Genomic DNA, 13,882 nt, shown 5'->3' with positions numbered 1-13,882 from the left:
TTGCGATTGGCCGCGTAACGATCTTTCTCGGCGGCGCATTGCGCCCGCCCGTTGCGCTGCTGCGACGATGACGGGCAAGCCGGCTTGCCGGGCCAGGGTTGATTGGATCACATGATCACGGTGAGCAGGGAGACGATATGGAAGCGCAGCAACTGCACCGCGGTCGGCTGATCGACCATGTCCATCTCGTCGTCGCCGACCTCGCTGCCAGCCGTCGCTTCTACGAGGCGGTTCTCGGCGCGATCGGAATTCCATTGGGCGGCAGCGCCGAGGATTATTTCTGGGCCGACGAATTCTTCGTATCGACCCCGGCGAGCGCGGCGGCGCAGGGGCAGTTGACCGGGCGGCACCACCTTGCTTTCCAGGCGGAGAGCCGGAGCGTGGTCGAGGACTTTCACGCCGCAGGGCTCGCCGCGGGCGGCCGCGACAATGGCGCGCCGGGCGAGCGCCCTTATCATCCCGGTTATTACGCCGCCTTCCTGCTCGATCCGGACGGCAACAATATCGAGGCCGTCTACCATGGCGAAGCCACACGCAGCGCGCCATCGGTGACGATCGACTTCTGAGCGCGGCTTCCGCGCAGCCTTGCGAACCGTGTAGGGCTCGCGCCACCAGCAAGGGAGGAATTGGTGACGCACCGGGACGAGGCACGCAAGACAGGAAGGTTCGTCGATCTAAGCCATGAGATCGAGCACGGCATGATCACCTACAAGGGGCTGCCGGCACCCCTGATCTGCGATCATCTCGCTCGCGCGCAGTCGCGCGGCCTGTATGCCGAGGGGACCGAATTCCAGATCGGGCGGATCGACATGGTGTCCAATACCGGCACCTATCTCGACACACCGTTCCACCGCTATGCGGACGGGATCGATCTCGCCGGCCTTACGCTCGACAGCATCGCCGATCTGCCCGGCATCGTCGTCACCGCCGGCGACGGCAAGGCGATCGGACCGTCGGCGTTCGACGGTTCGGACGTGCGCGGGCGTGCGGTGCTGGTCCACACCGGCTGGGATCGGCATTGGCGGACCGACGCCTATTTCGAGGGTCATCCGTTCCTCACCGAGGCGGCGGCGATCCGGCTGCGCGATGCAGGGGCGGCGCTGGTCGGCATCGATTCGCACAATATCGACGACACTTCCGGGAACGGCCGCCCGGTCCATACGGTGCTGCTCGCCGCCGGCATTCCGATCGTCGAGCACATGACCGGGCTCGGTAATCTGCCGCCGTCTGGGTTCCGGTTCTCGGCGGTTCCGCCGAAGATCCGAGGAATGGGCACCTTTCCGGTGCGCGCGCACGCCCGCATCTTCGGCGAATAGGATCCGGCATGGCGGCGCCCCGCTTCACCGCCCAGCGGCTGAACTGGACCGATCAGCGCCTGGGCGTCATTCCGTGTCCCGCCGCGCCGATGGTATTGCGGTCGAGCTATGGCTCGGGTCTCGCCCGCCGCCCGGGAGATCCGGACGGAGTCGTCTGGGCCGTCGGCGATCGCGGGCCGAACCTCAAGGTGAAGACTTTGGTCGAGCGTTACGGCCTCGACCATCTCCGGCCGCTGATGGGGACGGCGGGGGCCAAGGTGATGCCGCGGGTCGATCTCGGCCCGGCGATCGCGCAATTGCGGATCGCCGGCGATGCGGTCGAAATCCTGTCCACGCTGCGTCTCACCGATGCCCAGGGGACACCGATTTCGGGCCTGCCTATGCCCGGCGGCGATCACGCCATTTCCGAACCCGCTTTCGATCTTGACGGGCGGGTGATCGCGCCGGATCCGTCCGGCCTCGACAGCGAGGGCATCGTCGCGCTTGCCGACGGCAGTTTCGTCGTCGGCGACGAATTCGGACCTTCGCTGGTCCGCATCGCCGCCGAGGGGCAGGTCCTCGCCCGGTTCGTGCCCGAGACCGTGACGCTGACCGGTGCCCGCTACCCGGTGCATCGGACGCTGCCGGCCATCGCCGCCCGCCGGCAGATCAACCGCGGCTTCGAGGCGATCGCCGCCTCGGCGGACGGCGAACGGCTCTTCCTCGCCTTTCAGAGTCCGCTCGCGCATCCGGATCCGGAGGCCCATGCCGCGGCGCGCCACGTTCGCCTGTGGCGACTGGACGGCACCGACATGAGGGTCGCCGCACAATATCTCTATCCGCTGGATCCGCCGGAAAGCTTCTCCCGCGACGCGGCGGTCGAGGCGATCACCCGCAGCGACATCAAGGTGAGCGAACTCGTCTGGCTGGGGGAGGACCGGCTGCTGGTGCTGGAGCGAGCCTCGCGAACGTCGAAGCTGTTTCGGGTCGACCTCGATCCCGCGCGTGCGCTCGGCGCCGAGCATCTCGATCTCGCCACCCGGCCGACGGTCGAGCAGCTGAGCGCTCAGGATGTGTCGCTGCCGACGCTCGCCAAGACCCTGCTGCTCAGCACCGACGATCTGCCACAAGTCGGCGCGGATCTGGAGGGCATGGCGGTTCTGTCGCCGTACGAATTGCTGCTGGTCAGCGACAATGACTTCGGGGTCGAGGGCGCCGAGACCGGATTCTGGAAGATCGTCTTCGAGGAACCCGTCCTGGGCTAAGCGCCCCGGCTGCATCGCGGCGATGCGCTTCTCGGCGCAGGCCTAGCCTCTCCCCTGGCGAGACGATGACCTGTACGCCGCCGCGCATGACCGAATCAGCCGACCGACCCGATCCTCCCCTGCTCGAGCTCGACGAGATCAGCGTGATGCGCGGCGATCGCCTCGTGCTCGATCGCTTCAGCCTGCGCATCGGGCAGGGGCAGCACACAGCGATCCTCGGCCCCAACGGTTCGGGCAAGTCCACTCTGCTCGGCCTGCTCACCCGTGAATTCTACCCGCAGAGCGGACATCAGGTCCGGATCCTCGGGCGGGCGCGGTGGAGCGTCGCCGATCTGAAGCAGGTGATCGGCATCGTTTCGCCGTCGCTCCACGCGGATCTCGCGGCGCGGGAGCCGGGGCGGGGGCCTCTGACCGCCTTCGACGCGGTGGCTTCCGCCTTCTTCGGTGCGAGCGGGGTCTGGCGGCACCATGTCCTCACCGAAAGCATGCGGCACCGGACCGAGGCGGCGCTCGCCCGCACCGGCATCGATGCGCTCGCCGGGCGCGACATGGCGACCCTCTCGACCGGGGAAGCGCGGCGGGTGCTGATCGCCCGCGCGCTCGTCCACGAACCCCGTGCCCTGTTCCTGGACGAGCCCTGCGGCGGTCTCGATCCGGGCGCACGGCGTCAGTTTCTCGAGACGTTGCGCGGCCTCGCCCGCGGCGGCACGACGTTGATCATGGTCACCCATCATGTCGAGGAGATCCTGCCCGAGATCGATCATGTCGTGACGATCAAGCACGGCCGAGTCACCGGCGACGATGCAAAGGCGCGGCTGCTGGATCCCGCGCTGCTGAGCCGATTGTTCGACGCCGGCATTTCGGTCGAATGCAGCGGCGGCTGGTACGCGGCCCGCGTCGGGTGAGCGGGATCAGAAGTCGGCGCCGTTGACCTTCTGGACAGTCAAACCGTCGAGATCGATCGACGGCACGCATCGCAAGTTGATCGCCCGGGTTTCGGCGCCGTCCGGCGCGGTACCTTCCGAGAAGGGCTGAACGCCGCACTCGGTGCAGAAACGATGGCGCAGCCGATGGGTGTTGAACGTGTAGGTCTTGAGCAGCGCCTCGCCCTGGGTCACGGCGAAGCGCGCTGCGGGGACGAAGCTCAGCAGGAAGCCCTTGCGGCGGCAGTGGGAGCAATTGCAGCTCATCGCCTCCGCCGGTGGATCTCCCGCCACCTCGAACGCCACCGCACCGCAGTGGCAACTTCCCGCATAGGACATCGACGCTCTCCCTGGATTTCGGAACAGGCTACTGGGGAGGGCGGGGGCATTCCAGTGCCGGCGACCGCGCTACTGCGTCCGTTGAGCGCGCGCAGGGCAGGAAAGCGGCTGCGTCTGCGGAAGCTGGAGCGGGTGAAGGGAATCGAACCCTCGTCGTAAGCTTGGAAGGCTTCTGCTCTACCATTGAGCTACACCCGCTCATCGCTCGCTTCGTGCGCCTGGTGGACAGGGCTGGATTCGAACCAGCGTACGTCCATGACGGGCAGATTTACAGTCTGCTGCCTTTAACCACTCGGCCACCTGTCCAGGTGCGCCCGAAGCGAGCGGGGGGCTCAATGGCCGACACGCAGGCGCCTGTCAACGCGTCGATTGCGTCGCCCGTGCTTTGCCGCATTGGGGCATCATCGATCCCGTCGCTTGAGGGCGTACAGAGGAGAGGCACGCCAGCTCTGATCGAGCTCGCGCAGCCACGGCCCGAGCACGCCTGGGCGCCCGCCCTCAATCTCGGCGGCGAGAGCAGGGATGTCGCAATAGGGATCGTAGACGCAATAAAGCTTGATGTGGCGCTCGATGTCCGGGAGCAGATCGGCTGCGGCGATCGCCTCGGCGGCGGGCGTTCCGGGCCCTTTGGCGCGCAGGATCCCGTCGAGGCGGGCGCGCAAAACCCGGATCCGTTCCGCGGGCGGCGGAATGCGGCCGGTTTGCGCGATCTCCGATCCGAAGGCGCTGCCCACCGCAGCAGCGAGACCGGGAGGGCCGTCGCGAAGCACGGCCGGGCCTCCACCCGGTTCGACCGAGCGCATCAGCGCCTCGGCAAGCCGAAGCCCGTTCGGACCGGCTTCGACGAAGAAGGGGAAGCTCGGCGTGTCGGCGAAGGCACCGGAGACGTAAGCCGAGGACGCGTCGGAGAGGATGAGCAGCGGGCGCGGATGATCGGGGATCGTCGTGAACCCGATCGGATCACCGTCGCCTTGCACAAGCCGCCAGGCAGGTGGCGGCGAGACGGGCCTGGCGCCCATCGTGCCGGGATAGACCAAATGGGTGATGCAGCAATGCGCGCCGCCGCTCCAGAACCAGGCGTGAAGATCGTCGAGGTCGTCGCCGTCGAGATCCCGCGGCGGAAACAGCCCCCAGGCCTGTGCGCCGGGATCTCGCTCCCGATGCACCGTCCGGCGCCCGTTCGCAAACAGCAGGGCCGCATCGTCGGGAGTCCCGGCCGCCCGGACGACGAGGCCGTTCCATCGCGTCTCGCGAAGGTCGGCATACTGGGCTTCCGAAGCGGCGATGCGAGGGGCCGGCGCGGGGCTGCAGGCGCCGATCGCCAGGATGGGGGCAAGCAGGAGGGGGAGGAGGAGGCGCATCACCGCGTAACGCTTGGACGACCATGCGGGTGTCGCGACACGTTAGCGGACAGAAGACGACCGGCCTCCGGGGCGCCGCGGCGCCCCGATCGTCAACCCTTGACCTTGTCGGGGATCAGCCAGGTCATCAGCTCGCCGAACGGGATCGCCTGGTTGAAGGCGATGCCGGCAAGTCCGTCGCCGGACCAGCGTACCGCGCCCTGGAGCGGCCGGAACCGTTCCATCGTGATCACCACCTGAGCCCCCGCCGGCAGCGGCTCGTCGGTCTCGACCTTGACCCCGCCCTGAGAGATATCGTGGGTGTTGACCCCGTACAGGCGGGCGCCGCAGCGAATTGTGGCGAGGCGATCGACTTCGACCCGCGGCATGCGCGGAGTCCAGCCATTGTCTAGCAATGCCTGGCTGGACAGCATTTCGGCGACATCGATCGGCGTATCGAACTGGATGCCGATGTTGGAGCCTTCCGCCCAGCGCACGACGCCCTCGATCGGCTTGTTGCCCTTGAGTTCGATCGCAACGTGCTCGCCATGGGCGTGACGCGAATAAACGTGGGCCATCAGACCGCCCGCGGAGATGTTGCGGATCAGACAGAGCTCACGGCCGCGCGACCCGATCAGGCCGCCGACGCGTAGAATCGTCATGTGACGGCGGCCGGTACGACGCTCCGACGGCTCGGGCGTTTCCGAGCTGAAGGAGTAGGTCGTCTCCTCATGCTCTTCGTGTGACAGCATCGAACCTCTTTCCACCATCGAGTAACGACTCCGGCACCCTTCCCGTCAGGATGCCGGTCTACCCGGTGTTTGGTTTAAGGTTTCTTACGGATACCCGCTGGTAATCCACGAAGCCGCGGTTCCGGCGCCGGTTCTGGAAAGTGCGACCGAGACTGCGTATGATCGGAACCGCAGGCTCGTCGATTCACCGTCTGCTTACGCTTTGCCGTTACAGATGGCAGCCATGGACGTGGACACCAACGCCGATCCCGGCTCCGATGCCGACGCGAGGCCCGCCTCGGCGGTCGGCCCGATGGTCGGAGTCTCCGGCCTTGTCGGCCTGATCCTTTGGGTGCTGGTGGCGCGGACCTTCGACTATTCCGGGCCCAATGCGTCGCTTTGCGCGATGCTGGCCTGCGCCGGGCCGATGATCCTGTGGTCGATCGCGGTGGACAAGGTTCATCGCCGCGCATCGACCGGCATCGACTGGTCGGTGCCGCCCCGGCCATGGCGCGAGACCCGCGAGACCAGCATCGTCAAGATCGTCGGCCTGTGGGCGACCTGGGCCGGCATCGCCTTCCTATATTGTCTTGGACGCTGGTATTGGGAGGATCCCTATCTCTTCTCCATGCGCCTGCTCGGCTGGGCGGCGGGGCCGCTAGTGCTGCTCTCCGTCCCTTATATCCTGTGGATCGACCGGCGGCTGAAGGCGCCGCGGGACGGGTCCTGGCACTTCGGCCAGCTCGTCATCGGCCGAACCAGCCTCGTCGATCGCACGGCCGTTCATGACCACCTGCGCAGCTGGGCGGTGAAGGGATTCTTCCTGGCCTTCATGATCGCGATCGTTCCGGGCAACTGGTTTCGGGTGATTACCCCGAGCGGCGCGGAGATCGGCACCAACATCCTCACGCTGACGCGCTGGCTGGTCAGCTGCATGTTCATGGTCGATACGGTATTCGCAACGGTCGGCTATGCGCTGACGCTGAAGCCGCTCGACTCCCACATCCGCTCGGCCAATCCCTATGCCGCCGGATGGATGGCGGCGCTGATCTGCTACCCGCCGTTCATCATGATGGGCGAGGGCCGGCCGCTCAACTATCATCCGGGAACGATGGGCGATGACGGCTGGGTCTATTGGCTCGACGGCTATCCGGCCTTGATCGCGCTCTGGGCGCTGCTGCTGGTGCTGCTGACCGCCGTCTATGCCTGGGCAACGGTGGCGTTCGGGATCCGCTTCTCCAATCTCACGCATCGCGGCATCCTGACCGGCGGCCCCTATCGGCTGACCAAACATCCCGCCTACGTGTCGAAGAATGCGTTCTGGTGGCTGGCGACCTTGCCGTTCTTCGCGACCACCCACAATCTCAACGATGCGATCCGCAACACCATGCTGCTGGCGCTGGTCAGCGGCGTCTATTACTGGCGCGCACGCACCGAGGAGCGGCATCTGATGGCCGATCCCGCTTATCGGGCTTATGCCGACTGGATGGACCGTCACGGCCCGATGACCCGCCTGCTGCGCAGGCTCTCCGGGCGGCCTGCGGGGCCGCCGGCGGCAGTGCCGGCCGAGTAGTCAGTTCAGGGTCGGAACTTCGTCATAGGCGGCCATCAACGCCAGCCCGAGCTGCTGCGCGTCATAGGGCTTGTGGACGAAATGGAATTCGGCTCCGGCGCCCGCCAGGATTTCGTCGCTATAGCCGCTCGCCAGCAGCACCGGCATGCCGCGCCGCCGCTCGCGTGCTCTTCGGGCGAGCTCCACCCCGCTCATGCCCGGCATGACGACGTCGGTGAACAGCAGATCGATCGGCTCGCGATCGAGCAGGGCAAGCGCAGCCTCACCGCCGTCCGCCGGAACCACCTTGTGCCCGAGATCCTCCACCAATGCGGTGGCGAATTCACGGACGTGATCGTTGTCCTCAACCAGCAGCACATTGAGCTGGCGCTCGGTTTGAAGGGCCTGCGGCGTCGCCTCGGCGGGGGTTCCGGTCTTGCCGCTGCGCGGAAGCAGCAGGCGAATGGTGGTGCCTTCGCCGAGCGTCGACTCGATTTCGGCGCGCCCCCCCGATTGCGCGGCGAAGCCATGGATCTGGCTGAGGCCGAGACCGGTGCCCTTGCCGACCGGCTTGGTGGTGAAGAAGGGTTCGAAAACCCGCCCGAGTACCTCCTCGCTCATGCCCTCGCCGGTGTCGTGCAAGGTGATGCTGACCCAGTCGCCGTCCTGATCGGCGCGATTGCAGGTGGCGAGAATGATAGCGCCGCCATTCGGCATCGCGTCGCGCGCGTTGAAGGCGGCATTGAGCAAGGCGGTTTCGAGCTGGGTGCTGTCGACCTCCACCGGCCATAAGGACGGCGCGAGATCGAGCTGGACCTGGATGCTGCCGCCGAGCGTGCGGGAGAGGACTTCGCCGAACGCGTCGAGCCGAACGTTCAGATCGATCACTTCCGGCTTCAGCGCCTGCCGCCGCCCAAAGGCAAGCAGATGGCTGGTCAGCATCGCCGCCCGATCGGCGGTCTCGGTGATCGCATCGAGATAGCGCACCCTTTTCTCGTCGCTGAGCGTCCCTCGGCGCAGCAGGTCCGCCGAGCCGCGGATCACCGTCATCAGATTGTTGAAATCGTGGGCGATGCCTCCGGTCAGCTCTCCCAAAGCCTGCAGCTTCTGCGATTGCTGGAGGGCGGCGCGCGTTTCCTCCAGCTCCAACTGCGCGCGGTGGCGCTCGGTGACGTCGCGGGTGACCTTGGCGAAGCCGATATGCTGCCCGTCGTCATCGAAGATGGGATCGATGACGACGCTGGCCATGAAACGGCTGCCGTCCTTGCGCAGCCGCCACGCTTCCTTCTCGTATTTCCCTTCGCGCAGCGCGGTCGCCAGTGCCCGCACCGGCTCGCCGTTGGCGCGGTCCTCCTCGGTGTAGAATTGGGAGAAATGCTTGCCGACGATCTCGTCCGCCTTGTAACCCTTGATCTCTTCCGCGCCCGAATTCCAGTTGGTCACATGCCCTTCGGGATCAAGCATGTAGATGGCGTAATCGCGCACGCCCTGGACGAGCATGCGGAAGCGGCGTTCGCTCTGGCGAAGCGCGTCGTCGGCCGCTTTCTTCTCGCTGATGTCGCGGGTGATCTTGGCGAAGCCGACCAGCGTGCCGTGATCGTCGCGGATCGGATCGACGACGACATGCGCCCAGAAGCGTGTGCCGTCCTTGCGCACGCGCCAGCCTTCCGCTTCGAACTTGCCCTCCCGGACGGCGGTGCCAAGCACGCGCTCCGGCAGTCCGGCAGCGCGATCCTCCTCGGTGAAGAAATTGGAGAAGTGCCGGCCGATGATCTCGTCCGCCTCATAGCCCTTGAACCGCCGCGCCCCGGGATTCCAGGTCGCGACATGGCCGTCGGCATCCAGCATGTACAAAGCGTAGTCGGTGACCGCGTTGACCAGCAGCCGAAAACGCTGCTCCGTCAGATGGGATTCAAACCGGGCTGCTTCAGCCATTAGCATCCTGAATGACAGGGGGGCAGGGGCGCGCTTCGGCAGGCTCTAGCGCCCCCCACATACCCCTGCAACGGCTTACCATCAAAAGACCGTATTATCCCGAGGCGAGGAACTTTTTCACGTTTCGCGCTGCCTGCCGCAGCCTCTGTTCGTTCTCGACCAGGGCGATGCGGACGAAGCCTTCGCCTTCCTCGCCAAAGCCGACGCCGGGCGCTACCGCGACATGCGCTTCGGCGAGCAGCCGCTTCGAGAATTCGACCGATCCGAGGTGACGAAACGCTTCCGGGATCGGCGCCCAGGCGAACATGCTCGCGGTCGGCGACGGGATGTCCCAGCCGGCGCGGGCGAAGCTCGCCACCAGGCAGTCGCGCCGCGACTTGTAGAGGGCGCGATTGGCCTCGATGATGTCCTGCGGCCCATTCAGCGCCGCGGTCGCGGCCGCCTGGATCGGAGTGAACGCACCGTAATCGAGATAGGATTTGACCCGGGTGAGGGCGTTGATCAGCGTCCGGTTGCCCACCGCGAAACCCATTCGCCATCCGGCCATCGAATAGGTCTTGGACATCGAGGTGAATTCGATCGCGACGTCCTTCGCATCCGCAACCTGAAGGATCGACGGCGTCGGCGTCTCGCCAAAGTAGATCTCGGCATAAGCGAGATCGCTGATCACCCACAATTTATGCTCGCGGGCGAAGGCGACGACCTGCTCGTAAAAGGCGAGATCCGCGACATAGGCGGTCGGATTGGACGGATAACCGATCACCAGCACCGAGGGTTTGGGCACGGTGTAGCGCATCGCCATTTCGAGCCGGGTGAAGAAATCGGGGCCCGGCGCGGCGGGGATCGATCGGATCGCGGCGCCGGCGATGATGAATCCGAACTGGTGGATCGGATAGGAGGGATTGGGCGCGAGCACGACGTCGCCGGGCGCAGTGATCGCCTGGGCAAGGTTGGCCAGACCTTCCTTGGAGCCGAGCGTGACCACCACTTCGCCCTCGGGATCGACGTCGACGCCGAAGCGGCGCTGGTAATAAGCGGCCTGCGCCTTGCGCAGTCCGGAAATGCCCTTGGACGCCGAATAGCGATGGGCGCGCGGGTTGCGTGCGACCTCGGCGAGCTTGTCGATAACATGGGCGGGCGGAGATCCGTCGGGATTGCCCATGCCGAGATCGACGATGTCGACACCCTGCGCCCGCGCCGCTGCCTTCATGCCGTTCACTTCGGCGAAGACGTAGGGCGGCATGCGGCGGATGCGGTAAAAATCTTCCATAGCTCTTCCCGCATATCGACACTTGCGAGGGTGCGAAAGGCACAATGGGATCCCGTCCCCACAAAATGCGCGCGCCGCGCAGCACGGGAACAAGGCTTGCGATTGCGGAGCAAGCGTGCGGCGGGCACAAGGAGCGGCCAATAACTATAAGCAGGAGTGTAGATGCTCGACCGGCGCACCTTCCTCGTCGCGAGCGGCGCCGCCGCCGCCGTTCCTCTCCTCGACGGCTGCGCGGGCGGGTCCGCAACCGCCAGCGGGCCCAATGCTGCCGGCGTCGAGGCGACGCTGGCCGAAACGGCCGAGCAATTGCTCCGCGATTACCCGGAGAATGCGACGTCGCTGGGACTCGACAAGGGTGTACGGGCCGGGCTGAAGGCGCGGCTTACCGATCGTTCGCTCGAAGGATATCACCGGCTCGGCAAGACCGCGGCCGATCGGCTCGAGCGCTTGAACGCGATCCCGCGGAGCAGTCTCGCGCCGGCGGCGGCGATCGATCTGGACGTGGTTCGCACCGCGCACGAGATCGCCGCAGAAGGCTTTCGCTTCCCTTATGGCGACGTGGTGACGCTCAACCAGAACTGGTCGTACCGCAACTCGCCCTACGTGGTTGCGCAGAATACCGGCGCTTTCGTCGAGATCCCGGACTTTCTCGACAGCAACCACGTCATCGCCGTCGCGGCCGATGCGGACTCCTATCTCGATCGCCTCGATGCCTATTGGCGCATGCTCGATGGGGAAACCGAGCGGCTCGCCTACAATCGCAAGCTCAACGTGATCGCGCCTGATTTCCTGCTCGACAAAACTCTGCGGCAGATGAAGAGCGCAAGGGCGCTGCCGATCGCGAATTGGGGTCTGATCACGTCGCTGGTCCGCCGAACCGCCGCCATCCCCGGCGATTGGCAAAGCCGTGCGACCGCGATCGTCGAACGCCGCGTGCTGCCGGCGATGGACCGCCAGATCGCCGAGCTCGAACGCCATCGCGCCCATGCCACCGGCGATGCCGGAGTCTGGAAGCTGCCCGACGGCGACCGTTATTATGCCTGGGCCCTGCGTGCGGCGACGACGAGCAGTCTTTCGCCGGAAGATGTCCACGCGCGCGGCCTGGAGGAGCTCGCCGCCCTGCAAGCGCGAATGGAGCCGTTGCTGCGGGCGCAGGGGCTGACCAGGGGGACCGTCGGCGAGCGCATGACGGCACTCGGCAAGGATCCCAAGCATCTGTTCCCGAACACCGATGCCGGACGGCAGCAGATCCTCGATTATCTGAACGGGCGCGTCGCCGATATCCGCACGCGCCTGCCGCGTGCGTTTGCGACCCTGGTGCCGGGCAATCTCCTGATCAAGCGCGTGCCGCCGGAGATCGAGGCGGGCGCTCCCGGCGGTTATGCGGCGGCCGGCACCATCGACGGTTCGGTGCCGGGCAATTACTATATCAACCTGCGCGACACCGCGATGTGGCCGCGCTTCGGGCTGCCGACCCTCACCTATCACGAAGGGCTGCCCGGGCACATTTGGCAGGGCGAATATACCTACAAACTGCCGCTGGTCCGCTCGCTGCTCGCCTTCAACGCCTATTCGGAAGGCTGGGCGCTCTATGCGGAGCAGCTGGCCGACGAGCTTGGGGCCTATGACGAGGATCCACTCGGGAGGCTCGGCTATCTGCAATCACTCGCCTTCCGGGCCTGTCGCCTCGTCGTCGACAGCGGCCTGCATGCCAAGAGGTGGACACGGGCGCAGGCGATCCAATGGTTCGCCACCACCAACGGCTCGACGGTCGAGGAAGTGCAGGGCGAGGTCGATCGTTATTGCGCATGGCCGGGCCAGGCCTGCGGCTATAAGGTCGGGCATAGCGAGATCGTCCGGCTGCGCGCCAAGGCGCAGGCGGCGCTCGGCGACCGTTTCGATCTGCGCACCTTCGACGATGCCCTCGTGCTCGGCGGCAACGTGCCGCTGACCCTTCTCGAGGATGTCGTCGACCGCCACGTGGCGGCGCGACGCGGCTGAAAGGTCGGGCCGCGGCTGAAGCTCAGTCGGCGTCTCGCCTGGCGGCGTCGAGCAGGCGTCGTTGCCGGTCGGCCTCCATCTTGGCCGTCTTCCTCTCGGCCGCGGTGCGGCCGTGCGCAGCGCGATTGCGCTCCGCGGCGGCGTCCTTCGCGGCGCGCGCCTGTGCCTTGCGGGCCATGCGCAGATTGATGATATCGGCCATGGCGGGATCTAGGCCCGCGCGTCCGCGGCTGACAAGCCCGCAACACCTGCTTTGTCCCGTGTCCAGAACCTGGACCGACGCGGCGCGTTGGCGGCGAAACGGAGATCGAAGGAGCGCGACATGGCCGACATGGACCTGAAGAGCATAGCGGAGAAGATGAAGGACATCGATTTCGCGATCCTGTCCACCCGCACCGAAGGCGGAGAGATTGCGGGCAGGCCGATGAGCAATAATCGCGAGGTGGAGTTCGATGGCGACAGCTTCTTCTTCACGCTTGAGGACACGCGTACGGTGGACGACATCAAGCGCGATCCCAAGGTCGGGCTCGGCTATCAGGGCAAATCAGGCCTGCTCGGGGTGAAGCCTTTCTTCATCACCATCGAAGGCCGCGGCGAGCTGATCCGCGACAAGGCAGCCTTTGCCGAGCATTGGACCAAGGATCTCGACCGCTGGTTCGAGAACGGCATCGACACGCCGGGGCTGGTGCTGCTCAAGATCGTGGCCGACCGGCTCCATTACTGGGATGGTAACGACGAAGGCGAACTGCGTCTTGCCGGAGAGGCCGCGTCCGCATAGCAGGACGGCATGACGTTTCCGGTCAATCTGCCGCGGGTGGGCGCCGGTGCCGCAATCGTGCGGGACGGTGCTCTGCTTCTGGTGCTTCGAAAGCGGCCGCCGGAGGCGGGCCATTGGGGCCTGCCCGGCGGCAAGGTCGATCCGTTCGAGACTGTCGCGAGCGCGGTGGCTCGCGAGATCCGCGAGGAACTGGGCATCACCATCGAACCGGTCACTTTGCTGTGCGTGATCGATCATATCGACCGCGAACGCGGCGATCATTGGGTGGCTCCGGTCTATCTCGTCGAGCGCTTCGGCGGCGCGCCTGCGGTGCAGGAGCCGGAAGCGCTCGCCGACATGGGATGGTTTCCGCTCGACGCCCTGCCGCGCCCGCTGACCCAGGCCGCGGAACAGGCCGTGCGGGCGCTCCAGGTCGGAAGCGCACCGCCGGCGGGGCCATTTGGCCGCGCATGA

Annotated in this window: 14 protein-coding genes and 2 tRNA genes; 8 read left to right on the top strand and 8 right to left on the bottom strand. The window is 66.3% G+C overall.

The features are described from left to right. Window positions 1-137: 137 nt before the first annotated feature. From ETR14_RS01795 to ETR14_RS01780, 4 genes are all read left to right on the top strand, one after another. A complete protein-coding gene (locus ETR14_RS01795) occupies window positions 138-566 on the top strand; it encodes a VOC family protein (RefSeq protein ID WP_129383086.1) in 429 nt (142 codons plus the stop codon). 63 nt (window positions 567-629) lie between these two features. Further along, complete coding sequence (locus ETR14_RS01790) at window positions 630-1,316, top strand: cyclase family protein (protein WP_243455720.1); 687 nt, start codon at window positions 630-632, stop codon at window positions 1,314-1,316. An 8-nt stretch (window positions 1,317-1,324) separates the two neighbouring features. After that, entirely contained in the window at window positions 1,325-2,560 is a 1,236-nt protein-coding gene (locus ETR14_RS01785) for an esterase-like activity of phytase family protein (protein WP_129383085.1), read from the top strand. 86 nt (window positions 2,561-2,646) lie between these two features. After that, window positions 2,647-3,465, top strand: coding sequence for an ABC transporter ATP-binding protein (locus ETR14_RS01780; RefSeq protein WP_129383084.1), 819 nt, complete (start codon window positions 2,647-2,649; stop codon window positions 3,463-3,465). A 6-nt stretch (window positions 3,466-3,471) separates the two neighbouring features. On the opposite strand, the gene ETR14_RS01775 is transcribed toward ETR14_RS01780, so the two are convergent. The 5 genes from ETR14_RS01775 to ETR14_RS01755 all read right to left on the bottom strand — a co-directional run bounded on the left by ETR14_RS01775 (window position 3,472) and on the right by ETR14_RS01755 (window position 5,914). Next, window positions 3,472-3,822, bottom strand: a complete 351-nt coding sequence (locus ETR14_RS01775) for a GFA family protein (RefSeq protein ID WP_129383083.1) — start codon at window positions 3,820-3,822, stop codon at window positions 3,472-3,474. 124 nt (window positions 3,823-3,946) lie between these two features. Continuing rightward, window positions 3,947-4,020: transfer RNA gene (locus ETR14_RS01770), tRNA-Gly, on the bottom strand. Window positions 4,021-4,041: 21 nt separating this feature from the next. Next, window positions 4,042-4,128 (bottom strand) — tRNA-Tyr (locus ETR14_RS01765). 95 nt (window positions 4,129-4,223) lie between these two features. After that, on the bottom strand, window positions 4,224-5,186 hold the full coding sequence (locus tag ETR14_RS01760; RefSeq protein WP_165356268.1) for a hypothetical protein: 963 nt from the start codon (window positions 5,184-5,186) through the stop codon (window positions 4,224-4,226). Window positions 5,187-5,275: 89 nt separating this feature from the next. Further along, the gene (locus ETR14_RS01755) at window positions 5,276-5,914 is read right to left on the bottom strand and encodes a PilZ domain-containing protein (RefSeq protein WP_165356267.1); all 639 of its coding nucleotides are present in this window, start codon (window positions 5,912-5,914) and stop codon (window positions 5,276-5,278) included. A gap of 214 nt (window positions 5,915-6,128) precedes the next feature. Here ETR14_RS01755 and ETR14_RS01750 point away from each other — a divergent pair, with 214 nt between their 5' ends. After that, window positions 6,129-7,466: an isoprenylcysteine carboxylmethyltransferase family protein gene (locus ETR14_RS01750; protein WP_243455719.1), complete on the top strand. Its 1,338-nt coding sequence runs from the start codon at window positions 6,129-6,131 to the stop codon at window positions 7,464-7,466. On the opposite strand, the gene ETR14_RS01745 is transcribed toward ETR14_RS01750, so the two are convergent. Continuing rightward, a complete protein-coding gene (locus ETR14_RS01745) occupies window positions 7,467-9,380 on the bottom strand; it encodes a PAS domain-containing sensor histidine kinase (protein ID WP_129383080.1) in 1,914 nt (637 codons plus the stop codon). Window positions 9,381-9,474: 94 nt separating this feature from the next. Further along, window positions 9,475-10,650 (bottom strand): LL-diaminopimelate aminotransferase, encoded by a 1,176-nt coding sequence (locus ETR14_RS01740; protein WP_129383079.1) that lies wholly within the window; start codon window positions 10,648-10,650, stop codon window positions 9,475-9,477. A gap of 162 nt (window positions 10,651-10,812) precedes the next feature. Here ETR14_RS01740 and ETR14_RS01735 point away from each other — a divergent pair, with 162 nt between their 5' ends. After that, window positions 10,813-12,651: a DUF885 family protein gene (locus tag ETR14_RS01735; protein WP_129383078.1), complete on the top strand. Its 1,839-nt coding sequence runs from the start codon at window positions 10,813-10,815 to the stop codon at window positions 12,649-12,651. A 22-nt stretch (window positions 12,652-12,673) separates the two neighbouring features. Here ETR14_RS01735 and ETR14_RS01730 read toward each other — a convergent pair whose 3' ends face one another. Further along, window positions 12,674-12,853, bottom strand: coding sequence for a DUF4169 family protein (locus ETR14_RS01730; protein WP_129383077.1), 180 nt, complete (start codon window positions 12,851-12,853; stop codon window positions 12,674-12,676). Between the two features lie 120 nt (window positions 12,854-12,973). Here ETR14_RS01730 and ETR14_RS01725 point away from each other — a divergent pair, with 120 nt between their 5' ends. Continuing rightward, the gene (locus ETR14_RS01725; protein WP_129383076.1) at window positions 12,974-13,429 is read left to right on the top strand and encodes a pyridoxamine 5'-phosphate oxidase family protein; all 456 of its coding nucleotides are present in this window, start codon (window positions 12,974-12,976) and stop codon (window positions 13,427-13,429) included. Window positions 13,430-13,438: 9 nt separating this feature from the next. Further along, window positions 13,439-13,882 carry an NUDIX domain-containing protein gene (locus ETR14_RS01720; protein WP_129383075.1) on the top strand — a complete coding sequence of 148 codons (444 nt, stop codon included), beginning with the start codon at window positions 13,439-13,441 and terminating at the stop codon, window positions 13,880-13,882.

Source organism: Sphingosinicella sp. BN140058, assembly GCF_004135585.1.
Taxonomy (GTDB): Bacteria; Pseudomonadota; Alphaproteobacteria; order Sphingomonadales; family Sphingomonadaceae; genus Allosphingosinicella.
The sequence above is the reverse complement of the archived record's forward strand: the minus strand, read 5'-3'. Positions and strand labels throughout refer to the sequence as shown.

Coding starts and splice junctions, on each gene's coding strand:
- ETR14_RS01750 (WP_243455719.1), top strand. CDS start 6,129: ATGGCAGCCATGGACGTGGACACCAACGCCGATCCCGGCTCCGATGCC.
- ETR14_RS01725 (WP_129383076.1), top strand. CDS start 12,974: ATGGCCGACATGGACCTGAAGAGCATAGCGGAGAAGATGAAGGACATC.
- ETR14_RS01720 (WP_129383075.1), top strand. CDS start 13,439: ATGACGTTTCCGGTCAATCTGCCGCGGGTGGGCGCCGGTGCCGCAATC.
- ETR14_RS01785 (WP_129383085.1), top strand. CDS start 1,325: ATGGCGGCGCCCCGCTTCACCGCCCAGCGGCTGAACTGGACCGATCAG.
- ETR14_RS01780 (WP_129383084.1), top strand. CDS start 2,647: ATGACCGAATCAGCCGACCGACCCGATCCTCCCCTGCTCGAGCTCGAC.
- ETR14_RS01740 (WP_129383079.1), bottom strand. CDS start 10,650: ATGGAAGATTTTTACCGCATCCGCCGCATGCCGCCCTACGTCTTCGCC.
- ETR14_RS01730 (WP_129383077.1), bottom strand. CDS start 12,853: ATGGCCGATATCATCAATCTGCGCATGGCCCGCAAGGCACAGGCGCGC.
- ETR14_RS01735 (WP_129383078.1), top strand. CDS start 10,813: ATGCTCGACCGGCGCACCTTCCTCGTCGCGAGCGGCGCCGCCGCCGCC.
- ETR14_RS01795 (WP_129383086.1), top strand. CDS start 138: ATGGAAGCGCAGCAACTGCACCGCGGTCGGCTGATCGACCATGTCCAT.
- ETR14_RS01755 (WP_165356267.1), bottom strand. CDS start 5,914: ATGCTGTCACACGAAGAGCATGAGGAGACGACCTACTCCTTCAGCTCG.
- ETR14_RS01745 (WP_129383080.1), bottom strand. CDS start 9,380: ATGGCTGAAGCAGCCCGGTTTGAATCCCATCTGACGGAGCAGCGTTTT.
- ETR14_RS01775 (WP_129383083.1), bottom strand. CDS start 3,822: ATGTCCTATGCGGGAAGTTGCCACTGCGGTGCGGTGGCGTTCGAGGTG.